Origin of the sequence: Pseudoalteromonas sp. H105, from assembly GCF_001469215.1 — a bacterium.
In the GTDB taxonomy this organism is placed as follows: Bacteria; Pseudomonadota; Gammaproteobacteria; order Enterobacterales; family Alteromonadaceae; genus Pseudoalteromonas.
Genome location: NZ_LOFH01000003.1, coordinates 327,429 through 351,599, shown reverse-complemented (window position 1 = coordinate 351,599; position 24,171 = coordinate 327,429). Strand labels below are relative to the sequence as shown.

General features: G+C 39.5%; 15 protein-coding genes. 12 read left to right on the top strand and 3 right to left on the bottom strand.

The features are described 5' to 3' along the window. Nucleotides 1-28 precede the first annotated feature (28 nt). The gene (gene bcsG, locus ATS75_RS07795; protein ID WP_058559880.1) at nucleotides 29-1,603 is read right to left on the bottom strand and encodes a cellulose biosynthesis protein BcsG; all 1,575 of its coding nucleotides are present in this window, start codon (nucleotides 1,601-1,603) and stop codon (nucleotides 29-31) included. A 169-nt stretch (nucleotides 1,604-1,772) separates the two neighbouring features. Beyond that, nucleotides 1,773-3,392 (bottom strand): cellulose biosynthesis protein BcsE, encoded by a 1,620-nt coding sequence (gene bcsE / locus ATS75_RS07790; protein ID WP_058559879.1) that lies wholly within the window; start codon nucleotides 3,390-3,392, stop codon nucleotides 1,773-1,775. Between the two features lie 117 nt (nucleotides 3,393-3,509). On the opposite strand from bcsE, the gene bcsR reads away from it, so the two are divergent. The 12 genes from bcsR to ATS75_RS07730 all read left to right on the top strand — a co-directional run bounded on the left by bcsR (nucleotide 3,510) and on the right by ATS75_RS07730 (nucleotide 23,662). After that, a complete protein-coding gene (gene bcsR, locus ATS75_RS07785) occupies nucleotides 3,510-3,713 on the top strand; it encodes a BcsR/BcsP family cellulose biosynthesis protein (protein ID WP_058559878.1) in 204 nt (67 codons plus the stop codon). A gap of 14 nt (nucleotides 3,714-3,727) precedes the next feature. Beyond that, nucleotides 3,728-4,447 carry a cellulose biosynthesis protein BcsQ gene (gene bcsQ / locus ATS75_RS07780; RefSeq protein ID WP_058559877.1) on the top strand — a complete coding sequence of 240 codons (720 nt, stop codon included), beginning with the start codon at nucleotides 3,728-3,730 and terminating at the stop codon, nucleotides 4,445-4,447. Beyond that, nucleotides 4,440-7,106: a UDP-forming cellulose synthase catalytic subunit gene (bcsA, locus tag ATS75_RS07775; protein ID WP_058559876.1), complete on the top strand. Its 2,667-nt coding sequence runs from the start codon at nucleotides 4,440-4,442 to the stop codon at nucleotides 7,104-7,106. Before bcsQ ends, bcsA begins: the two co-directional genes overlap by 8 nt. Then, on the top strand, nucleotides 7,099-9,345 hold the full coding sequence (bcsB, locus tag ATS75_RS07770) for a cellulose biosynthesis cyclic di-GMP-binding regulatory protein BcsB (RefSeq protein WP_058559875.1): 2,247 nt from the start codon (nucleotides 7,099-7,101) through the stop codon (nucleotides 9,343-9,345). Before bcsA ends, bcsB begins: the two co-directional genes overlap by 8 nt. Continuing rightward, complete coding sequence (bcsZ, locus tag ATS75_RS07765) at nucleotides 9,345-10,478, top strand: cellulose synthase complex periplasmic endoglucanase BcsZ (protein ID WP_058559874.1); 1,134 nt, start codon at nucleotides 9,345-9,347, stop codon at nucleotides 10,476-10,478. The genes bcsB and bcsZ overlap by 1 nt, the downstream gene beginning before the upstream one ends. Next, nucleotides 10,469-14,305: a cellulose synthase subunit BcsC-related outer membrane protein gene (locus tag ATS75_RS07760; RefSeq protein ID WP_058559873.1), complete on the top strand. Its 3,837-nt coding sequence runs from the start codon at nucleotides 10,469-10,471 to the stop codon at nucleotides 14,303-14,305. Before bcsZ ends, ATS75_RS07760 begins: the two co-directional genes overlap by 10 nt. A gap of 256 nt (nucleotides 14,306-14,561) precedes the next feature. Next, a complete protein-coding gene (locus ATS75_RS07755) occupies nucleotides 14,562-16,058 on the top strand; it encodes a peptide MFS transporter (RefSeq protein WP_058559872.1) in 1,497 nt (498 codons plus the stop codon). Nucleotides 16,059-16,335: 277 nt separating this feature from the next. Then, a complete protein-coding gene (locus tag ATS75_RS07750; protein ID WP_058559941.1) occupies nucleotides 16,336-19,068 on the top strand; it encodes a metallophosphoesterase in 2,733 nt (910 codons plus the stop codon). Nucleotides 19,069-19,366: 298 nt separating this feature from the next. Further along, complete coding sequence (gene hppD / locus ATS75_RS07745) at nucleotides 19,367-20,413, top strand: 4-hydroxyphenylpyruvate dioxygenase (RefSeq protein ID WP_058559871.1); 1,047 nt, start codon at nucleotides 19,367-19,369, stop codon at nucleotides 20,411-20,413. A gap of 152 nt (nucleotides 20,414-20,565) precedes the next feature. Then, on the top strand, nucleotides 20,566-21,879 hold the full coding sequence (gene fahA / locus ATS75_RS07740) for a fumarylacetoacetase (protein ID WP_058559870.1): 1,314 nt from the start codon (nucleotides 20,566-20,568) through the stop codon (nucleotides 21,877-21,879). A 153-nt stretch (nucleotides 21,880-22,032) separates the two neighbouring features. Then, nucleotides 22,033-23,181: a M23 family metallopeptidase gene (locus ATS75_RS07735; protein WP_058559869.1), complete on the top strand. Its 1,149-nt coding sequence runs from the start codon at nucleotides 22,033-22,035 to the stop codon at nucleotides 23,179-23,181. Next, nucleotides 23,171-23,662: a bactofilin family protein gene (locus tag ATS75_RS07730; protein WP_058559868.1), complete on the top strand. Its 492-nt coding sequence runs from the start codon at nucleotides 23,171-23,173 to the stop codon at nucleotides 23,660-23,662. The genes ATS75_RS07735 and ATS75_RS07730 overlap by 11 nt, the downstream gene beginning before the upstream one ends. Here ATS75_RS07730 and ATS75_RS07725 read toward each other — a convergent pair whose 3' ends face one another. Then, on the bottom strand, nucleotides 23,663-24,136 hold the full coding sequence (locus tag ATS75_RS07725; RefSeq protein WP_058559867.1) for a hotdog fold domain-containing protein: 474 nt from the start codon (nucleotides 24,134-24,136) through the stop codon (nucleotides 23,663-23,665). Between the last annotated feature and the right edge of the window lie 35 nt (nucleotides 24,137-24,171).

Sequence of the window (24,171 nt, the reverse complement as noted above, 5' to 3'; positions counted from 1 at the left end):
AACGCCTGACTCTGTAAGATAGAACAGGTTAGCCCTGGGGATACAAGGTCCATTCTCCACCATCGAGCTGAATATACGGTCGCTTGTTGATATACATCATTATTGTGTCTTCATTCTCAGCCACTTTAGGAGCAAGAGGTAAATCCTCAAGTAAAGATCTAATTGATGTGTTTCCTGAAAATACATTACTTCGCAGTGCACGACTAATAATTTCTGACAAAGCAAAATAACTAGTTGAATCAGTTATTTCTATTAGACCTGTATGAGATATATTAGGCCCAATAAACTTAATCGCACTTGGGACTGACACTATCTTGGGAGTTGGAATCTCTCGTAAGCCAGAAAATTGAACTTTATCGCCCTCAAGCGCTGCACCATGCTCTGGCACAAGTACCAATAAGGTATTGCGCTTTGAATTCTCAAGTTTATTAATAAACTGATTAATATCTCTAAACAGCTGCTTTTGCCTGATAGGATAGCTTTGCGGGCTACTCATGCGATCGTAACCAGCAATTTGATTACCATCATGCAAGCTAATCGTATTGTAATAAAGCGCACGTGGTGTAATGCTTTCAGTCTGAGAGGAAAGCCAATTGGTTAATACTTCTTGATCTGAATAAATTGGTTTACCATCAAACCCAAATTGAAAAGGTGAATAATTCGCAAAATTTAATGTCGGAATATTAATGCCACCATATGCATTGATCAATCCTTTAAAATCATCAAAGTGGCCATCGTGATTCATTGCAACAGAGGTGTCAAAACCTAGTTCTGCTAAATTATCAAATAGGTAGCACTGTTCTGGGACCGGTTCAAAAAGTTGTGGCTGACTGGTTTGCCCACAGCTTGCCCTTAATAATCTTATTGCAGCTGGTCCACTGTATGAAGTCGCTGAATTAAAATCACTAAACAGTACATCAAAGTTACTAAATAGATCGCGTGGCGCCACATCAATTGCATTTAAATCTGCGGTTGATAAAGAGCAAACGTTAAGGATCAATACGTCAAAGGGGTTTTCTGGTAATTGCTCAGGGAACACACTGGTTAATTGGCTTTGCTCTTGATAGAAACGTGTAAGCTGTTGTTGAGGTGAAAGTGAATCACCCACATCAACCACTTCCTTAGCAGGAGCCCGTAATTGCTTTTGTGATACTTGATGTAAAACAGGTTCGATATCAACACTGGCAGAAGCCAGCCAATAAGCATAGCCAAACCCGACTAATGAAAGCGTGGTATAGCGTAACCATTGATGAGTGTATCGGTAAAATACACACACTATGAAGAGACTTAAAAACAACTCAAGGCTGACCACACGTGCGCTTATTTCAATAAAATAATCTAAGCTAAAGTCTTGCACATTACCAACTTGCTTTAATAATCGAGAAATTGGCGGTAACCATGAATCGTAGTAAAACAATACAACAGCAAATACACCTGCCAGCACCTGCTGAATACGCTGTAATAGTGTGTGGTTAAATGACAATGCTAGAAAAGTAAAAAACGCTAAGTTCTCTAAAAAATGAAATGAAATTTCACCGCGAGTAAAGAGCGCTATTTTAATTAAAAAATAGACATTCCAAATACCTAACCCTGTTATCTTCACGTTTTATCCTTCTTTTTAATACTTGGTTTATAGGGCTTAAGTAGTACATGCCTGAATGTTAATTTTCGATAAAATTTCATAAAGTGCGTAAACACTATTTTTGCTATGTTACTTAAAATAACCCCAACAATTAGTGCCACACAAAAAGTAATGAAAAACTGATTTAAATTCATTTCGTTGAATCCTTCAAACTCATTAGGCAACGGGTTGCAAAAGGCCGAGTCACTTTTCTAAATTCGGGTGAATCAACCTTTGCTTTTGCAGTATCTGCGGGACGCTTATCGAATATATGGCGGGTATTATCCTGTAACTGCATTGTATAATCTGGTACTTCGACTGCCGCATACTTATTTTTTAGACGTCTACATTCTTGCTGTATAAAAAAGTGATCGGCGATAACTATTTTTGAATCAAAAAAATCAGCCACTTTTAACTTAAACAAATGTTTAATCGCGTTTTCAACATCGTGTTCACGACATGCATGCAAATATAAATAAACTTGATCATCAACGGTACTAAATACATCCCCCTCTCGTTTTACATGGAAAAGTTGCAATGGGTGAATCGCATCAATACGAGGTAATAATCGCAAGACGACTAATACACCACTAACCCCCATATTCGAAGCTGAGTCACTGTAATTTAATACCTGCTTTGCAAACTCATTGAGCGGTAAAAACCCTTTCGCGAGCGAGCTTTCGGAGTACTTTAAGACCTCTTCAATCGAACTAGGCAAAGGCCTTGAAAATTGGAAACCCTGAATTGACTGAATCTGTGACAACAAACGAGAAGGCTCCGAGAAGCTATATAAAATAAGGTTAACACCTAACGTCAAGAACAAACACTCGTCTTGGTGCCGAATAATACCGTCTACATTTTGCACCACTAATTTCAGTTTTTTACCACAATGATTTCTTAACGAAAAACACTGGCTCGCTAAAGTTGCTAAATCGGTGTAACGCGTAACAGCAAACACCAATGTAGCAGCCTTCACTTTTTTACCATGTTTAAAAAGCGCTTCGTTATCAGCGAGTGTTTTATAAAACACAGGTAACTTAGTGCCCTCTGGTACGGCTGTTTTAACTAACCAAACGTCGTCCTCATCAAAATTTTGGTGAGGGTTTTGTTCGGCCAACTCGGTTTTATTAACCGCTCTGAACCGTTCACCATATACTTCTAGCTGAACAGATTCACCGGCCTTTACCCCTTCGTTGTAGCTCCAATAGTCATACTCAAGACTGCGTACAGCTGCGTCATTCGAAATATAAATAATGCCATCAAAATACTTATTCAAGACCTGCACATCTCTACGTACTTGTGCTACTTCAATCCCTGTAATAATGAAAATAAATGTCAATTGATATTTTTTTGCGAACTTTTCATAATGTTTCAAGCGTTCAGCTAACTGTGCCTGAGTGTGGCGAGTAAATAAATCGGTATGAATGTGTAGAATCACCGAAGAGCCAACTAGTTCATCATACACTTTAAGCTCATTGAGCAAGTTGTTCGTAAAGTTAAGTTTCTTTTTTTGTGCTACTGCGTAGTCAAACGAAAAAGAGTGTACTTTACCTCTCTCATGCAAAGTATTTAAATTAATGGCATAAGGCGATTCATAAAACAGCTCGATTTGGGATGATAAAATAAACATATGCGCTGACGAAGTGCTCGAGATAGCCTGTAAGGCAAACTCTATTACTTGATTATCGAGAGGGGATAAAAATATGTATGTTGCACTGTTTTTGAGCTCAGAAAATGAGCTGGGCAACCCCTCTATATCGAAATTAGGCACGTGATTATCCTATAAAAAATACTTTTAACTAGTTTTGTCCAACATTCTATATATAATGTTAACTAAGTCCATATTGAAACAAAATTTATAGCGTTTTATTTACAAGAGACAGTATTAATGAATGTGTTTGCAGTTAAAAAGTCAAATATCCTTACACAATATGATATTGATAATTTATTAAATCGATTTGGCGGCAAAACTTCATCTTATATTGAAATTGTTGATGTGCAAAAAAATAACCAAATAATTGAGAAATACCCTTTATTAAGTGATGTATCGCGCTCTAGTGCTATGTTCGACTTAAACATGATTTCGAAATGACTGTTATATAAATCATGAAGAAAATATTTATAAAAGGTATTAAAGGCGGTACTGGCGCAACATCGATTGTTGCAAACCTTGCTTGCGCATTGAGAAAATCAGATGAAGATGTCATTGCTATTGACCTCGATCCTAAAAGTGACTTAGGGCTTCATTTCGGTCTATCGTGGGAACACACTTCTGGTTGGAGTAATTATCTGTCGTTTGAAAGTGCACTGGATGAGTTTCACATTGATGATGACGGCGTCATATTTTTACCCTTCGGTACATTATCTGCCAGCACACAACGTACTCAAAAGACGATTGAATCCGTTCAGCAGCTTGAAATAAATGACAGCGCTTGGCTTTTATTTGATTGCCCTTCACATCAAGATATACAAAATTATAACTTATCATCCCATGATATTGTTTTAGAAGTTATAAATTGTGATGCGATTTGTCACAGCCTTATTTACAGACGTCTGCTTCAATTAAACCAATCACCAAAAAAATGGCAACATTACTTTTTAGTAAATAACTACAACTCTGCCTGTGAGCTCGAGTCAGATTTACTTCAAGTATGGCAATCTGAAACCCCCTTACTTGCGCCTGTTCATGTTAACAAAGATGAAGTTGTAAAAGAATCCACCGCTTTTAGAAATGTCGCTGTAAACTGTGCTCCTTTCAGCGTCGCCCATGATGACTTCGAAACGCTCGCTAGTTGGTTAGTCACGAGAGCGGCTGATAATGACTAAGCGCCATAACAAAGTAAGCCTAACGGAAAAGCTCTTTACTGCTATCTTAAGCCTATTTTTTACAAAAAAAATAGTGCGCTTTATTTTGTTTAAATTTCATAGTTATTTTAATCACCACAAAGTCAGTGCGATTGGCGCTATGTTAATGCCTTTTATTTTGTTGTTCACTTCGTTATTCCTTAAACTTGATAACAGCAATAAAAAACGCTTAAAAAACAAATTGAAACACTTATACCCTCACGTTTCAGAGCCGATTTCAACACCCGCTAATATTATTAGAGTTTTATTACAAAGCATCTACTTAGCAATATTTCAAGTGTCCACAAAGCACCAACCTCCTGAGACGGCCATAAAAAAAAGTACCAAGTTAATCAGTAAAATAGTTCGATTTGTACGCTTAATAGATAAGAAGCTGACGCGTTTGTTTAAAAAACTCTGGTTGAAGCTTCGAATTGGCTCAAAAAACCAATCTTATCAACGCGTAAGACGCGCCACAATCTGGAACAGTAAACTGCTTAAAATCACGTTGTACTTTACTATCGCCTTTACCGTTTTTGTTTTTATTACAGTCCCTTTTAGCCTTGAAGCACAAGCTATTTATATTAGCCTGATATTAATTGTTGCGTACTCATTAAGGCGAGTTAAAGGGCAAATAGCCACAATCACCATGATCACCCTATCGGTCACCACCTCAACACGCTATTTATGGTGGCGTTATACCGATACACTTAACTGGGGAGACCCCTTAGCGCTAGCTTTAGGTATGGGACTTTTACTTGCAGAAACGTATGCATGGTTAGTCCTTATTTTAGGTTTTTTCCAAACAATAAACCCACTGCAACGAAAACCAATACCGATGGACGGTGACACGGCTAAGTGGCCGACTGTGGATATATATATTCCAACCTATAATGAACCGTTAAGTGTTGTCAAACCCACCGCAATTGCCGCGCAAAGTATTGACTGGCCTGCAGATAAGCTTAACATTTATATATTAGATGACGGTAAACGCCCTGAGTTTGCACAGTTAGCAAAAGAAATTGGGGTTGGGTACCTAGATAGGCCTGATAATAGTCACGCAAAAGCAGGCAATATGAACCATGCAATGGAATACACTGATGGTGAGTACATTGCTATTTTTGATTGTGACCACATCCCTGCCCGCTCATTTTTGCAAATGACCATGGGTCAGTTTATGGCTGATGAAAAAGTATGTTTGGTGCAAACGCCCCATCACTTTTTCTCTGCAGACCCCTTTGAAAGAAACCTTGATAATCATCGCAAAATCCCAAATGAAAACATGCTGTTTTATGGATTAATTCAAGATGGTAATGACATGTGGGATGCGACCTTTTTCTGCGGTTCGTGCGCCGTTTTAAAGCGCAAAGCGCTAGATGATATTGGTGGTTTCGCGGTAGAAACGGTTACCGAAGATGCCCATACAGCATTGCGCATGCAACGGGAAGGCTATAAAACAGCCTACATCAATATCCCACAAGCTGCAGGGCTTGCGACTGATAGCTTATCCGCTCATGTTGGCCAACGTATTAGATGGGCCCGAGGCATGGCGCAAATTTTTAGACTTGATAACCCACTACTCGGCAAAGGGCTCAGTTTAGTACAACGTCTATGCTACATAAATGCGATGCTTCACTTTTTATCAGGTATTCCTCGCATTGTATTTTTAACAGCCCCGCTGGCATTAATCTATTTCAACGCTTACATTATTTACGCACCATTTTTTGCTATATTTTTATACATTGTCCCCACTTTAATGCAAGTAAAAATAACCAACTCCAGAGTGCAGGGTAAGTACCGATATTCGTTTTGGGGAGAAGTTTATGAGTCTGTTTTGGCATGGTACATATTAAAACCGACCACAGTGGCGTTAATAAACCCGAATAAAGGAAAGTTTAATGTTACTGAAAAAGGCGGTTTAAACGATACCGCCCGTTATGACTGGCTAATATCCAAGCCCTATATCGTGCTATTATTAATTAATGTCATTGGCATGTGTTACGCTATTTTTCGCTTACTTTTTGGTGATGTGTCACAAATAGGCGTGTTACTTATTAGCATGATTTGGGTTAGCTATAACATCATCATTTTAGGGGCGGCAGTTGCCGTTGCAGCAGAAGCAAAACAAGTACGTAGTTCTCATCGAATAAAAGCCAATTTCCCTGCCGCTATTAGGTTAGAGAATGGTCGAACAATTAAGGTTAAAATTACAGATTACTCTGACAGTGGCGTTGGCATTGAAACTATTAGTGAGCACCCCTGCCGAGAGAATGATAAAGTAGAGCTCTTGATGAGCCGAGGCAAAAAACAATTTTCATTCCCAACGTTTATTTGTAACACTCGAAAAACCCAAATAGGTTTAACCTTGCGAGATCTTGATTTAGCTAAACAAAAAGCATTTATCCAGTGTACTTTCTCAAGAGCTGATGCATGGATAGATTGGCAAGAAAACTTTAAACACGATAGACCCTCATATAGCTTTAAACACGTCTTTATTACCAGCTTGAGAGGCTTTACTAATTTGATTTACCATGCGCCAAGTCAATTCAAACCATTTATAATTTTAATGGCCAACATAATTAACTTTGTAGTGTCGTTATTACCAAAAAAACCAATAAAGTATTATAACCAATATGACTAAATTTATATTTAAACCTGTTTTCCTACTCTTCGCATTATGCAGTGCTCTTTTTGCTGGCGCATCAGAACCGCTCGCAGATAAAAGCATTTTTGATGCAGGGTATCCTGAGCAATCACCAACACAAAGCCTTACTCTTAGCTTTAAGCGTTTGGGGGTCAATAAATATAAACTAGATGGTATCAATAACAAAACAACGGTTGATTTTACAAACCGTCTAGACAAAATTGGGAAAAAGTTAGCGCTCAACTTTTCTTATAGTCATTCCCCGGCATTAATTAGTCGAGTTTCACATTTAAAAATTTATTTTAACGAAAATCTAATAACGGTCATGCCAATTAATGACCACAATAAAAAGATAGAATCATTAGCAACACATAGCATTGAACTAAACCCAAAATACATAAAAGATTTCAACCAAGTGCGTTTTGAATTAGTGGGCTATTACGATTTGATTTGCCAAGATGATTTTAGCAAAACAATTTGGACAGAGCTGAGCCAAAATAGCTCTATAACGCTCGATCAACAAGCATTAGCACTTGAGAGTTTGCTGGAATATCTCCCAGCCCCATTTTTTGATGAGCGGGATTATACGCAATTAAAGCTGCCGTTTATTTTTACTTCCAAAACAGATAAAAACACCCTAGAGGCAGCGGCTACATTGTCTAGTTGGTTTTCAGCGAAAGCTGATTGGCGAAAAGCAACATTCCCAGTAGCGTTTAATAAAACACCGACTCAGCACAGCGTCGTCTTTGCTACTAATGCTAACAAACCAGACTTTTTGCTCGATTACCCTGATGTAGAAAAACCAACCGTAGAAATTATTTCGAGTCCAATTAATCGCTACGCAAAGATTTTGCTTATTTTAGGTAAAGATACGAGTCAGTTAAAAGAAGCGGCGATTGGTTTAGCATTCGGCCATAAAGTAATGACGGGGCGAACAGCCAGCGTTAACGCAATCAACGAGTTGCCACTGAGAAAGGCTTATGATGCCCCTAGATGGGTTCGCTCTGATAGACCCGTTGCGTTTGAAGAATTCGTTGAATACCCTAATCAACTTCAATCTCAAGGTATTCAGGGACGCCCTGTCAATCTTGATGTTCGCTTTGCCCCAGACCTATTTACATGGCGTAAGGAAGGTATTCCGATTGACTTACACTATCGTAATGCGCCTGCCGATGACGCATTACTTTCGCGTTTAAACATGCTTATTAACGGTAAGTTTATTAATGGTTTCGTATTAGCGACGGATAGTTCACAAATGGTTGAGTCAAACGGGTTTATGCCATTGCTTAGTGATAAAAATATGGCTCATACCCAGCGCGATTTTGAATTAACGGGCTTAGACCTCAGCAAGAAAAATCAACTTACTTATGATTTTAACTTTGGTGTTGTTAAAGCCGGTAAGTGCAGCGCAATTCCTGCAGGTGGAGAGTATGGTGTTATTGATGGCAGCTCTACAATAGACGTGAGTGGTTTTCATCATTACATTGCCATGCCTAATCTAAAGGTGTTTGCAAATAGCGGCTTTCCATTTACAAAGTATGCAGATTTACATCAAACAACCCTCATTATAGAACCAAATAGTTCAGCACAAGCAATAGAGTTACTGCTCAATTTCTCAGGACACTTGGGGCAAATAACGGGGTACCCAGCACACCGCTTGAACATTGAATTTCCAGCGAGTCGCCTAGACCTGTCAGACAAAGATTTGATCATTATTGGTAAGCCAGATGCACTTAACTCTGAGCTACCAAAAGATACCGCTATTAGTGTACTACTGAAAAATAACCAACGTATCGTTAATCAAGCACTTTATAATGGTGCTTACAATGATAATGAGCCCGATAAAATAAATGTAAGTATCAATAGTAGAGGCCAATTAGGCATCATCTCGGGTTATCAATCACCGTTCAATTCCGATCGTTCCGTCGTATCAATGATTGCAACCACCGATAATGCTTATAAACTACTGAGTGATTCTCTTATCAACGACAGTATTACGGCGCAAATAAAAGGCAGTGCCACGGTGATAAGTATTAAAGGAATAAAAACAGTCAACACAGATGATCTTTATTATATTGGTCAAGTCCCTATACACACTTTAATTTGGTTCCACTTCTCAGATCACCCATTTGTGTTGGCCTTTTTATCCATCTTTATTTTACTGCTTATCTCCTTTTTACTTTGGCGCTTACTCGGTATTTTAACTCAAAAACGTTTATCTGAAGGAGACGAATAATGAAAAGTACGTGCATTAAAATTTATTCATTATTGGCTTTTTTATTGCTTTCAACAACCAGCTTTGCACAAACGGTATGCGAGCCCTGGATGCAATGGCAAACGTTTAAAAAGCATTTTATCACTGCAGAAGGTCGCGTTATTGACCTGGGCAGTAAACAATCAATTACAACATCAGAAGGGCAATCTTACGCATTATTTTTTGCATTAATTGCCAATGATCGTTTAACGTTTGATAAATTGCTCAATTGGACAGAGGTAAACCTCGCTGAAGGAGACTTAAGCACCCGTCTTCCAGCTTGGCAATGGGGTATTAATGAACTTGGCCAAGAATCAATTTTAGATTCTAACCCTGCATCAGACTCAGACTTATGGATTGCTTACACACTTTCTCAAGCCGCTCTGCTTTGGCAAGATAGGCGTTATAGTGTTCTCGCAGCGGTAATGGCGAAACGCATTATGCGTGAAGAAACAGCTTATATACCTAATTTAGGGCTATCTTTATTACCTGCACCAAATGGTTTTGAATATCCAAATGACCAATACAAGTTCAATCCTAGTTACGCACCTTTGTTTATCTTACGTCAGCTAAGTCAGTTGTACCCACACTCACCTTGGCAGCAATTACATGATAACTCTGCAAAGCTGATTCTTGATACGAGCAAAGAAGGCGTTAGCCCTGACTGGGTAATGTATCAACCAGCTAAGGGATTTTATTATGACAAGGCCACGCCTGACTTAGGTAGCTATAATGCTATTCGCGTTTATTTATGGGCCAGTATGATGGCTGAAGACGCACCGTACAGAAACGAGTTAATTGAGCAATTTAAACCAATGTCAGACCATGTAGTTCGGCTTTCTGGTTCCCCATTAAATACATTTGCTAAGACAGGGGAAGTAAAAAAGTATGGCCCTCGTGGGTTTGATGCTGCATTATTGCCACTATTAGCTATTTATAACGAAAATGAGACCGTTACTGCACTTCAGCAAAAACTAATGATTGACACCTCATTTACCACAAAGCGTTATTACGATAGTGTACTTTACTTATTCGGTACAAGTGCCATCAACAAGCAATTCACTATTGATGAAATGGGGAAATTGATGCCTCATTGGAGCACTGAATGTCGCTAAAAAGGTTGCTGGGTGTTTCACTGTTAAGTACCTTTTATTTCGCATCATCGGCTGTGCTTGCACAGCCAAAAAAAGATTTAGATACGCAATCAATTAACTGGTTAGTGAGTCAAATAGAGTTAGGCGAAATTCAGCAGAACACATTACTCATGACAGACAGTTTAGATAAGCTAATGAGTATCGCGCCCAATAACGTATTGGCAAAGTGTGCTCAGGCTCGTGTCTATTTAACGTTAAATAAGCCAAGCAAAGCACGCACTATCATAGACCAGTTTAGTGCCTTGGATAATACCCAACATTGCGTTAAGCAGTTGAAAGTATTTGCTAAAATAAGCACCCAAGATAAGCAACGAGTCCAAGAAGCCCGCTTATTAGCTAAGGCTGGTCAATACCCTGCCGCAATTAAAATATACGATAGTTTGTTTTCATCTGTTTATCCAAATTCTGAATATGAATTCGAACATATTGGCTGGCTTGCAATTGATTCAAATAATTGGCAGCAGACACTCAGAGGCTACAGGTCATTGCGCAGTCGTTATCCGAGTATTGGCCGGTATGATATTGCCTATGCAAGACATTTATTAAAACGTGACCCATATAATCAAGAAGCGTTTGATATCTATACTCACTACTCTCACAGTAATCAGTACAGTGTTGCAGCAGAGTTTGCTTGGCTAGATGCGTTAAGAAATATGCCAATAAATGAAAAAACGCTATTGGCCTATCGCGACTACATAAGCCACTACCCTAATAGCAGCAAAGGGAAATTGCAGTTTTCTGATTTTAAGAATGATTTAAAAAACGAGTTAATAAAACAAGCCGATCCCGCCTACAAGCTTTGGGTACGAGGTGCTGATGCACTTGAAAAGAAGCAATACATAAAGGCTGAGCGCTTACTACTTAGGGCTAATAAGGGAAGGCCTAATGATCACGAAATATTGAATAGTTTAGGCTTACTGAACCTTCGCCAAGGTAGAAATGAAAAAGCCTATAAATACTTCAAACAAGCACAACGTAGTACATTAGAAGTTGATTTTGTCTCTGTTTATAGAAACTTAGCTAAAACAGCCAAATTTTGGCAATACATAGAACAAACACAACTCGCTTTAAATATGCAGCAGTTTAAACGTGCCCGACTTAAGCTTGACCTTGCTGACACTTTAGCTGAAAGCCCTGATACCGTTAATTACTACCGAGCTGAAGTGTTTAAAGCACAAGGTAACTACCAACAAGCCATGAATTATTACAACAAGGTGTTAGCGAATGACCCTACAAGTAATTCAGCACTGCGTGGTATGTTAGAAGTGTTAAGTGTTGATAATAATTTTGAACGAATTAATCAATTCTATTACCAACTTTCACGAGCTCAACAACAAGCAATTGCCCAAGAGTACACGGCATTTCAAAGCCAACAGTTGCGACAAAGAGCAACCACACTAACCGAGCAAGGGCTGTTAGATGAAGCCGTTGAACTGTTGCTTGTGGCTATTAAGCAAACACCTAGAGAAAGCTGGTTATACTATGACTTAGCAAATGTGTACCAACAACAAGGTTTAAATACCCACGCAAGAGCTTTATATAATAGAACTTTATGGCAATTCCCGCTTGATGCAGAGTTGCGATACAGCCACGCGATATTTCTCAGTTCTCTTAATGATTATGAAGGCGCGTTAAATACCCTTCAGTATATTCCAAACAATGCAAGAACTGACGAAGTTGAACAATTTGCTCAACAGCTCAACGTTAACGCAAAAATTAATCAGCTTGAAAATAATAACGGTATTGCTAGAAGCACCATAATTTATAACCTAACAGAGTTAGGGGCTCAACCATTAACGCCACTCATGCAAGCTGAACTTGCCGTGCAGTGGCAACAAATAAATGAGTTGCACTATGCCACCAAGCAGCTAAAAACAGCTTTAGAACGAGATACTTCGTTAAGCCCATACTGGCATATGACTTATGGGGAGTGGCTGCTAGATAATGATAACGAGGCACAAACAAAACAATGGTTTGCTGATTATCAGTTACCTCAACCTGCAACAGCCGATGAGCAGGCTCGCTGGTTATCATTGCAAGTTGCATACATTAATAAATTCAATCCAACACAACAACGACTTGATAAGTTAAATCAACTAGCCATAAACTCATCAAACAACCCTGAAGTGATAGAAGCTATCATTGCGACAAATATAGAACTCAATCAACCTAGAGCAGCGATTGATTTATATTTACAGCAACGTCAAGAAGGCACTACGTTATCCTCAGACACTCAGCTTGCAGTCGCGCAAATTAGCCGGGAACAAGGTGAAACTGCGTTATCTGATAATATCATTTCGTCATTAGTCAATAATGTTCAAGCGGATCAGACCTATCAGCAACAAATTTTAATGACAGCACTCATCGACTTAGATGATAAAAGCAATGCCATTGATTTGGCAAAAAACTTATTGGTTAAATCTGACTATAATCAAGAAATGTATTATCAAGCCGCGCAAGTTGCGCAAAGTAAATCACAGCCTTTTTATGCTGAAACTTGGTACAAAGAGGCTATTGAGCCGCATAGCAGTATAAAAGCAACCAATGACCCTGATCTTAACTATAAGCTGTATGCGTTAGATGATGATTCACCTTGGTATGTAAATAACGCTAAACGCGAATTAGCCTCTATGGTGCAACGAAACCAAGCTTATATCACAGCTGGTATTAACTTTAGTAGCCAAACAAGTACACAAAATGAATCGACCTTTGGCGCAGGCTCTATCCCTATTGAAGCAGGCTTTCCATTATGGGATGGATTGGCAATAATTAAACTCGATCCTGTCAAAGTCACCAGCCAAGAAACGCGGTTTGATGAGACATTCTCAGGTAGCCGTTACGGTCAGGGCGCATTATGTATTTTAGACTGCCCCTTAAACAGTATTAAACCAGCGCAAGAAGGGATTGATATAGGTCTCGCATGGGAAAATGAGACATGGCGGTTTGACATTGGGTCGACTCCGCTGGGGTTTTTAGTTGAAGATCTTGTCTGGGGCATCGATTATAAAAATAGTATTGGCGACATCGGCTACAGTGTAACATTCAATAAACGCCCAGTGACAAGTTCTGTTTTATCTTACGCAGGCCTTGAAGATGTATTTACAAACCAAGTTTGGGGGGGCGTTAGAGCAACCAGCTTGCGCTTAAATGTATCACACGATCTCGGATTAGAGTGGGGGTTTTGGGGCTCTACCGATTTTCAGCTTCTGCAGGGGCAAAATGTTAAAGATAACCAGCAGTACAGCATTATGGGTGGAGCATATAATCGCTACATACAAGAAAAAGATGTTGAATTAACCATCGGTGCCAGCTTATTACATTGGTCATATAAGTACAATTTAAGTGAAGAGACCTACGGCCATGGTGGCTACTACAGTCCACAAAGCTATATTGGCGCTTCTGTGCCTATTACCTTCGATCATCGTTTAACAAATGATTTTATCTATAGGTTACGTGCAGGTGTGTCGTGGTCAACAACCACCAATGATGGCAATGAGTTTTTCCCAAATGACTCTCTATTACAAGCTCAAGCAATACAAAGGGAAGCTATTACGGGTGTCAACCCGTTCTTTGAAGGTGATAAAAGTTCAGGCATTTCATATAACTTAGGTGGAAGCTTTGAATACCGATTTACCCCTCACTGGTTTTTTGGCGGATTTTTTAACCTCGACCGTGCGGATTTTTATGAACCAAATTATGGCCAGCTTTATTTTAGATATTACTTCAAACCGGTTTACACTGAAATGATATTCCCTGGAACCCCTGTTGTACCTTATGCTAACTATTAACGTTTAGCATCAAGGTACAAGCTAGACTAACTATCGCAATCACTTCCCCTGACCATAAGGTCTATGTATACTTAGCCGCAATTGTAGCTAGGATAAGGGTGTGACTCTTACCACTAAGTTATCGCTTAGTTAGCAAACCATTACCTTAGCTGCATTGAAAACACACATGGCCGCCCGTTCAAAAAGTGCTTAAAAGCACGAACGAATAAAGCAATAAATATAAGGCCTCAATAATAATATAAGTTAGGAAAGAAATATGAGTTCATCTTCAACTGGGGGCTTCTTTGGTCACCCGAAAGGACTTTCGACACTGTTCTTCACTGAAATGTGGGAGCGAATGAGCTACTACGGCATGCGTGCTTTATTAGTACTTTTCATGACTGCCAGCTTGCAAGAAGAAGGGTTAGGTTTTACGGTTGCTTCTGCAGCAGCTATTTATGGTTTATATACTGGTGCGGTGTACTTTTTAGGTTTACCCGGTGGTTGGCTAGCTGACCGTTTATTCGGTGGTCAAAAAGCAGTGTGGTACGGCGGTATCATTATTATGATAGGCCATATTATCTTGGCTGTACCGCATGAATACTCGTTTTTCATTGGTCTCATTTTTGTTGCATCGGGTACAGGTTTATTAAAACCAAATATCAGCGCAATGGTGGGCCAGCTATATACCAGCGAAGATGAACGTCGCGACAGTGGTTATGCAATCTATTACATGGGTATCAACTTAGGCTCAATCATTGGTTACTATGTATGTGGTTACTTTATGGAAAACGTAGGTTGGCACTGGGCATTTGGTGCTGCAGCCGTAGGTATGGGGATTGGTTTAATTCAGTACCAACTAACAACTAAACATTTACCAAGCCACAGCGCGTTGCCTGCAAACCCGCTAACTCCTCAAGGAATTACGCGTACTTGGTTTGCCATCGCTGCCTTTGTTATTATTGTTGCAAGCGTTGTTGCTGCAGCCATGACAGGTAACCTAGTTATTGACCCTGTTGTTATTGCAGGTTACGTTGCAATTGTATTTACACTTATTTTCTTTGCTTACTTTGGTATTATTTACTTCAAAGGCAAACTAACTGAAGCTGAAAAGCGTCGCATGTGGGCACTCTTTTTAGTCTGTGTCGCCTCTGCGTGTTTCTGGTCTGGCTTCGAGCAAGCAGGTTCTTCACTAAACTTATTCGCTCGTGATTATACCGATCGCCTAGTAGGATCATTTGAAATCCCAACGGCGTGGTTCCAATCATTGAATGCAATTTTCATTATTGTACTTTCTCCATTTTTTGCAGCACTGTGGATTAACCTTTCTAAAAAGATGATTTCGCCATCGTATAGTGTGAAATGTGCACTTGGCTTGATCATCATGGCTTCGGGTTTCTTAGTTATGTTTATGGCAGCCCATTATGCAGCTGAAGGTTTAAAGGTGGCACCTTACTGGTTAGTCACTACTTATTTCTTACACACTGTTGGTGAGCTTTGTTTAAGCCCTGTCGCATTAAGTGCAGTAAGCCGTTTATCACCACAGCGTTTCTCAGGCCAAATGATGGGGGTATTCGTTTTAACTTACTCTATCGGTAATATCATTGCAGGCTTACTTGCTGGTGGTTTCGATCCGAACAATATGGAAGAGATTCCGTATCTTTACCTACAAATTGCATTATTTAGTATTGGCGTAGGTATTATACTGGTACTAATGAGCTTCAAAGCTAAAATATGGGAAAAACAGGGTTTAACTGATACCAGCGCACAGTAAATCTAATACTGCGTAGTCGACCCATACATGTCGATTACCTTCCCTTTAAAAGGCATGGTAGCAATACCCTGCCTTTTTTATTACTCCTAAAAAATATTGGCCACTGCCTCTCTGCACTTAACGCTTAATAATACCAATCCTCAAAATAGAACTCTTAATTAAGCGAATTGGTATAACTCGTTATTTTATTGCGAATATTTTCTGTTCAAAGCGCCTATAACCTTGCTTTTATAACTGCTATCATTATCTCTCTAAATTTAGTGGTAAGATGGATATTATGACTTTTTATTCAAGCATTAAGTTATGCTTAATCAGTGCGCTGGCTCTTTTAATCAGTGCTTGCGGTGGTGATAGCTCACAAAAAGACACCAACTTTATAGTCGAAAAATCAAACCTGATTATTTATAAAAGTACAGGGTTGTCTGAGCTTTATGATAGTAACTTAGTTGAACTTGATGCCCCTGCTGATGCTGTATCTACAGACACGAGCTTTGTTTTTAGTAAAACAGATCTGGATGATACAAATAAAGCACAGAGTATTGTATCTGCCAGTTATACGTTTACTCCGCAGGACATCGTATTCAATACCCCTATTACATTAACGATCATGGTTACCGATACAACACCATTGCAAGCCTTTACCATTGTTCAACTCGTTGAAGGCACGTGGCAGCCGTTAACCAGTACAACGGATGAATCAAACCGTGTTAGCGCACAAATAACTGAGTTTGGTACATTTGCAGTTCAAGCACGCACTTTGCCTGCGATAACCAAAAGCATTGGACCTTCATGCGTTGATAACCAAAGCGAACAAACATTACGGTTTATTCATGTCGCTGATCTACACTCTCGGTTTGGCTTTAAAGAACAATATTTCAGCCGTATTAAAAGCTATTATAAAGCAGCCTTAGCCGAACAGCCTTATACCCTTTTTACTAATGGGGGCGATGATTATGAGAAAGGCACTGTTGCAGAACAAATATCCATGGGACAGGCTACTGTTGAGGCAATCAAAGCGATGTCTTTTGATGTTAGGGTTGTTGGAAATCACGATTACGCGTGGGGGCCAGAGCAGCTGCTTGATTATGCCAATGACGACAACGCCATCGTGCTTGCCAGTAACACTCAGTATGAAGGCTCAGAAGATAAAACTTTTGCCGGGGTAGATTTCTCTGTTGTGCAGGTTGGGTGCTTAAAAGTTGGCTTCTTTGGCATGACATCGGTGCCTTGGAATGAGTTGGACGAGCCACTTGAAACCGATCCAATCCCTGATTTTATCGCGAATTTTAAAATGAATTGGCTGTGGCAAGATGTTGCCCAAGAGTTAGTCAATAAGTATCGACAAGATGTTGATTATATCGTCATGGTTAGCCATTTAGGTGAAGGGTCTGATACACGAGTTGCTCAAAATGTACCTGGAATCGATTTAGTATTAGGTGGCCATACACATGGTGGCGAGAGCTATCAAGAGCTGGAAAACGGGACGATTGTTATTCAGCCAAACTTTTTTGCGCAAGGGCTGACAGACCTAACGCTCACTTTTGACGCCCAAGCAAAAACAGTGACAAATATTGACTATAACACAGTAACAACAAACTCTATTTCATCCATTGATTCTGATACACAACGCCAAATCGATTTAATAATGGGTAAGTACGCACCCGATGCGCAAACTGAAATTGCACTTTCACAAAACTACCCTACAAACGAACAGATCAGTGAAATAACCGCATTAGCCACACAGCATCAATTTCAAACTGTCGACGCGGTGTTGTTTGATCCCATGCAAGTACAAGATAGATGGATCCCTGGCACATTGACGCAAGAAGACTTTCACAATGTATTTCAAGTAGAAAGGCAGCCTTCAAATACACCTGGCTTTAATGCTATTTACCAAGTATCTGTCAGCGGTGAAGACCTTAAAACTATGGCAATAAGCCAGCCTGACTGGGTTTATATAGCGCCTGAAAATATTGATGACACACAGGTCTATACGCTTGCTTTACAAAAAGGGCCTGCATTTAATGGAGAGTTATTTTTTGGTAGTGCGAACTTAATGAATCCGACTTTGTTAGCTGAAGCCTGGGCTGTGCTTGATAATTATGCACGATTTCGAACCACTCAGTGCATGTATATCGACTCTGATGACATACTAAACGCGTGTAAGGTCGATGATAGTATTACTATCTGGAACTTTGACAATCCAATCGCGCCATTTGAAGCAGATAGCGGTCCTGGGGTTCTCAGCTACTATGATCCCGAATCTGATAATTGGGGCGATGAGAAAACACAGTTTAAAACAACCACCGAATTAAACATTTCAGAACTAAACGGAGGTCCTTCTGGTGTGATGGCATTTGCACGCCATAGCCCCACTGAAGGCATTAGATTAACACCAAATACACCAGCAAATGGTGATTTTAAAGAACAAAACCTTATTGCAGACTATACGCTCGTAATGGATGTTTTATGGCCTGAAGACAGCGACAAAAGCTGGCGTTCGTTATTACAAACTGATTTAACCAACCTAACTGATGCTGAACTATACTACAATACAAGTAACGGTATCGGTATAACAACCACTGATAGCGGCTACTTTGGTGAGCTAAATAGTAATGAATGGAATCGCATTGCGTTTGTATTTTACGCTGCTCCTTCTAATGGTGTGTTGAAAATATACATTAATGGTGAGCTCGTCGGGGTTAAAGATGAAGGTGAAATAAACAGTCGCTGGGCGATTGACCAAGCCGCCTTGCTATTAACTGAAAATGATTATGAAACGAAACCTGGTTTCTTAAACGCAATGCTATTTGCAGGGCGCACGATGACAGACAATGAAATTGCATCGCTTGGTGAAGCCAAGCAATCATTATCATTCACCCAATCAATCCGCGCGCTAAATCAAAGGGTAGAACGCCATTACCAAAACGCACCAACTATAAAACCTAATGTGTGGTTACAGCAGCGAAGCCTGTTTTTCAACAAAAAACAACCAAGTGTAAACAATTAATTACAAGTGCGGTGAGTAAGTTAAGAAAAATCAGCCCTTACTTACTTGCCGCATTATGTGAATAAAGCATTATTTTACATAGTGTTATACACAATCAATTTTCAATATAATGATCGCAGCATTCATGCTACACAGCTTACTCTTCTAGTACTCTCCCATTTCAAAAACGCCGTCCCATTTAATTTACAATTTAGCGCTGAGCTAAATAAATGCCACCTCTTCCCCTAATCGAATTTATAGTTAATCATCTCCCCAATAAACAACACTAAACGCAGTGCTTAATTGCGGGAGAATTGAAATGAGTGATGAAAAGAACCCTCTAGGTTTAGTTGGTATCGAGTTTACAGAATACGCAACACCAGATGCTGACTACATGGATAAAGTATTTACCGATTTTGGTTTTTCTAAGTTAAAAACATTTAAAGGTAAAGACATCGTTTACTACAACCAAAACGATATTCACTTTTTACTAAATAACGAACGCGGCGGTTTTTCTGCCGAGTTTGCTAAAAGTCATGGCCCTGCAATTTGCTCAATGGGCTGGCGTGTAGAAAACGCTCAACACGCATTTGAAACTGCTGTAGCACGCGGTGCAAAACCAGCAACAGATTCAACACATAAAGACTTACCTTACCCTGCAATTTACGGTATCGGTGATAGCTTAATATATTTCATCGAACAATTTGGTGATAAAGGGTCTATCTACGATAACGATTTTGAAGAACTGGCTGAGCAAAATGTTGTGGCTGACAAAGGTTTCCTTCGTATCGACCATTTAACCAATAACGTTTATAAAGGCACAATGGAAACATGGGCTAACTTTTATAAAGATGTATTTGGTTTCACTGAAGTACGTTATTTTGACATTAAAGGCCAAAAAACAGCCTTGTTATCTTATGCACTTAAATCGCCATGTGGCACCTTCTCAATTCCAATCAATGAAGGTAAAGGCAACGATAACAACCAAATTGATGAATACCTAGGTGAATACAATGGACCAGGTGTACAACATTTAGCATTTTTGACTGATGATCTTGTAGGCTCGCTTGATAAGCTAGATAAATCAACGATTGCAACTCTTGATATTATCCCTGAGTACTACGAGACAATTTTTGACCGTGTACCGTGGGTTAAAGAAGACAAAGAAAAAATCCGTGAGCATCAAATTTTGGTAGATAGCCAAAGTGAAGACTGTTACTTATTACAGATTTTCTCTAAAAACTTATTTGGTCCAATCTTTATTGAGATGATCCAACGTGTGGATGACGGTGGTTTTGGTGAAGGTAACTTCCAAGCACTGTTTGAATCGATTGAGCGTGATCAAGAGCGTCGCGGCGTTCTTTAAGCTTTAGACTATAAAATTAAAAAGCAGCGAACTCGCTGCTTTTTGTCGTTTAATCTATTTTATAAATCACAATCTGATTTTCACTGTTTAAATCGCGCTAATCATCACCATATCCACTGTAAAGCGCGACTGACTAAACCAAAGGAAATGTAATGAGTTTAATTAACGAAACCCATGATATAAATTTAACTAGCTGGGTAGCCTCAGCGAATGTTGCAAACTGTGACTTCCCTATTCAAAACTTACCATTTGCAGAAGTACGTCGTAAGAACGCTGACGAAGCTTTCCGTGGTGCTGTTGCTATTGGCGATCAAGTTATAGACCTTGCAAAAGTAAACGAATTAGCTATTTTTTCAGGTGATGCGCAAACTGCTGTTGCAGCGGCAAGCCAACCGACACTTAATGAGTTTATGGGCTTGGGCCAACAATATTGGTCAGCACTACGTTTAGCGCTTTCAAAAGCACTTCGTGAAGGTGCATCGGAGCAAGCTTTATTATCTGAAGCGTTAATTGCCCAAGCAGATATCGAATTCGCATTACCGTGTCGTATTGGCGATTACACTGATTTTTATACGTCAATTTACCACGCTACAGCCGTGGGTAGCTTATTTCGCCCAGATAACCCATTACTGCCAAACTACAAATGGGTGCCAATTGGTTACCATGGTCGTTCATCATCAATCGATGTATCAGGACAAACTTTCCATCGCCCTAATGGCCAAACTAAAGCACCAGATGCAGAAGTGCCATCATTTGGTCCGTGTAAACGCTTGGATTATGAATTAGAACTAGGTATCTATCTAGGTAAAGGCAATGAACTTGGCGATGCGATTGCTATCGAAAACGCTGAAAACCACGTATTTGGTTTCTGTGTTTTCAATGATTGGTCTGCACGTGACTTACAAGCGTGGGAATATCAACCACTAGGGCCTTTCCTTGCGAAAAACTTTGCTTCTACCGTTTCGCCTTGGATCGTCACTACTGAAGCGCTTGCTCCATACAGAACATCATGGACACGCGATGAGAATGATCCACAACCAATGGATTACCTCGAGTCTTCACAAAACCGTGAACTAGGCGCATTTGATATTCAGATGGATGTACAAATCGAAACGCAAAAAATGCGTGATGAAAAACACACACCAGAGCAAGTATCTAAGTCTAGCTTCAAACATTCATACTGGACAGTAGCGCAAATGGTTACTCACCACACTGTAAATGGCTGTAACTTTATGCCAGGTGATATGCTTGGTTCTGGTACACAATCAGGCCCAACACATGAAGAAGCCGGTTCATTACTTGAGTTATCGCGCGGTGGTAAAGAAAAGATTACCCTGAGTAACGGTGAGCAACGTAGCTTCTTAGAAGATGGCGATAATGTAATCATGCGTGGTTGGTGTGAAAAAGAAGGTTTTGCACGAATTGGTTTTGGCTCAGTTGAAGGCACTATCCTGCCAGCTAAGTGATTAATTAACCAATATTTTTAATAAAAAGTTAACAAATTAAAGCGCCCAACTGGGCGCTTTTTACATATAAATGAGTAAGAATTACAATTTTTTTCTGGCTTTTTTATTTCAAATTGCTATCGTGGACCAGTTAATAGCCAGTATTTATGAGCCATGTCAGTATTTATTAAGTCTTTTTACCACAAATTATTTCCTACCCGACAGCTATTGATCCGTCAAAATGGCGAGGTTAAACATGTGGTTTTAGCGCCTTGGCTACAAATTTCAATTGTTTTAGCTATTTTAGCAGCCACAGTGTGGCTGGTAACAACAACCGTTCACGTTTACTCTCAAACGAATAAAATTTCAGACATTGAAAAAAGCCAAATAACAAAGCAACAACAATGGCAACAACAACAGCAAACTCAACAAGCACTACATGAAAAACAATTAGAGCAATTAGCTGCACTTGAGCAAAAGCATGCTTTACTGCAAAGCATGATTGAATCGTTACCTGAGTCTATTAGCAAAGTAGGCGAGACTGATGCTGTTCAAATTGAAGAGAAAAAACAAGGTGATTTTCATGAGCCTCTTGTTGATGAACCGGTTAGTGGTAAAAATACGGCGCACCTAAACAACTACTCAGCAGAGCAACGATTCGCTCTTTTAAGTGAGCACTATCAAAACAATTTTACCGCACTGGAAGCACACATAGAAAACCGCCAACAACGTATTTTAGCAACACTAAAAGTGGCGGGAATTGATGATGCCATTTCAAGTCGACTACTCATCAATTCGAATGACACCGCGCAAGGTGGCCCACTCAATGTATTTGATGAATCAAAAATTCCGAGTGAATTTTTAGCCATCGCTGATAAATTATTACTGCTAAATAGCCTTGAAAGCTTACTTAATGAGTTACCGCAATCTCTCCCTGCCGCAGATTATTATATTTCAAGCAGCTACGGTTTACGTAAAGATCCTATGAATGGTCGCAGAGCATTTCATAAAGGCGTTGATTTAGCTGGTTGGCATAAAACCGAAATTTTCGCACCTGCTGATGGTACAGTCCTACGTGCTGGCCGTAATGGCGGTTATGGTAATTTTATTGAATTAAAACATAAGAATGGATTTGTAACTCGGTTTGGCCACCTTAATAAAATTAAAGTTAATAAAGGTCAAACGGTCACTAAAAATGACGTAATTGGCTTGATGGGTAGCACTGGTCGAAGTACTAGTACGCACTTGCATTATGAAGTGTTACTCAATGACAAGCATGTTAACCCCGTTAAAATTACTAAGGCGCTCGCACGTGTTCGGTAAAAAAAAGCAAACTAATACTGGTTTAACTGGTAACCAATTAAAAAGAACCAACAACACACCTTCTATTATTTCTGAAGATATGCGCCTCACTGGTAGTTTAACCAGCCAAGGTGAAGTTCAGCTCGATGGCCGAATTGATGGTGATGTACGTGTTAGCCTGTTAGTGATTGGTATTACTGGTGTTGTTGAAGGTAGCGTGGTTGCTGATAGCGTTGTTGTAAAAGGAAAGATCATCGGTTCACTCAATGCGGGTAAAGTTATTATTGAACAAACCGCAGAATTACATGGCGATATATACCAAGATACCCTCAGTATCGAAGCTGGCGCAACGATTGAAGGAAACTTAAAACAACGCCATGAAGCAGAAACCGTCGAGCTAAAGAGCACCGAAAATGATAAACCTGATCTTACTTCCGTGTTAGATACAGGTGATAGTGACTTGTCATTTTTCAATAAACAATCTGCCGAGAAAACAAAGTAACTATTTCTTTTTTGTAATGTACATTGTTATATCTGCGCTAAAAACTAGCTCGTTACGGGTGTTATAAAGCCTTACCGGTACCACTAAATCTTCTTTATCTAACCATTGCCTTGGCATTTGAATTTCTGCAATAGCTGTCACGTCAGTATCTACTTTAGCTAAGTAACTCACAGTCATCCCTTTAGGGATCCAGCGATGGGTTTTGTATGGGACGGTTGCATCAACCATAACGCCAGCGCATAGCTCAGCTAAATTACATTGCGCAATCGCATGAATAGTACCGATATGATTATGTACGCTGCGCCTATTTTTTACTACTGCACTACAATAGCCCTTTTTCAAATCCAAAATATAGGGTTTCATTGAACCAAAATAAGGGGCTTTAAAACATACAGCCTTAGTAAATAACCAATTACCAAACGGCATATTCTTTAATCTTAACCATGTTTTTAAAACTGCAGATTGTTCACTCATTATTTTTCTCATGTGAATGCTTTAATAATCACAAA

Coding starts and splice junctions, on each gene's coding strand:
- bcsR (WP_058559878.1), top strand. CDS start 3,510: ATGAATGTGTTTGCAGTTAAAAAGTCAAATATCCTTACACAATATGAT.
- bcsQ (WP_058559877.1), top strand. CDS start 3,728: ATGAAGAAAATATTTATAAAAGGTATTAAAGGCGGTACTGGCGCAACA.
- bcsA (WP_058559876.1), top strand. CDS start 4,440: ATGACTAAGCGCCATAACAAAGTAAGCCTAACGGAAAAGCTCTTTACT.
- bcsB (WP_058559875.1), top strand. CDS start 7,099: ATGACTAAATTTATATTTAAACCTGTTTTCCTACTCTTCGCATTATGC.
- bcsZ (WP_058559874.1), top strand. CDS start 9,345: ATGAAAAGTACGTGCATTAAAATTTATTCATTATTGGCTTTTTTATTG.
- ATS75_RS07760 (WP_058559873.1), top strand. CDS start 10,469: ATGTCGCTAAAAAGGTTGCTGGGTGTTTCACTGTTAAGTACCTTTTAT.
- ATS75_RS07755 (WP_058559872.1), top strand. CDS start 14,562: ATGAGTTCATCTTCAACTGGGGGCTTCTTTGGTCACCCGAAAGGACTT.
- ATS75_RS07750 (WP_058559941.1), top strand. CDS start 16,336: ATGACTTTTTATTCAAGCATTAAGTTATGCTTAATCAGTGCGCTGGCT.
- hppD (WP_058559871.1), top strand. CDS start 19,367: ATGAGTGATGAAAAGAACCCTCTAGGTTTAGTTGGTATCGAGTTTACA.
- fahA (WP_058559870.1), top strand. CDS start 20,566: ATGAGTTTAATTAACGAAACCCATGATATAAATTTAACTAGCTGGGTA.
- ATS75_RS07735 (WP_058559869.1), top strand. CDS start 22,033: ATGTCAGTATTTATTAAGTCTTTTTACCACAAATTATTTCCTACCCGA.
- ATS75_RS07725 (WP_058559867.1), bottom strand. CDS start 24,136: ATGAGTGAACAATCTGCAGTTTTAAAAACATGGTTAAGATTAAAGAAT.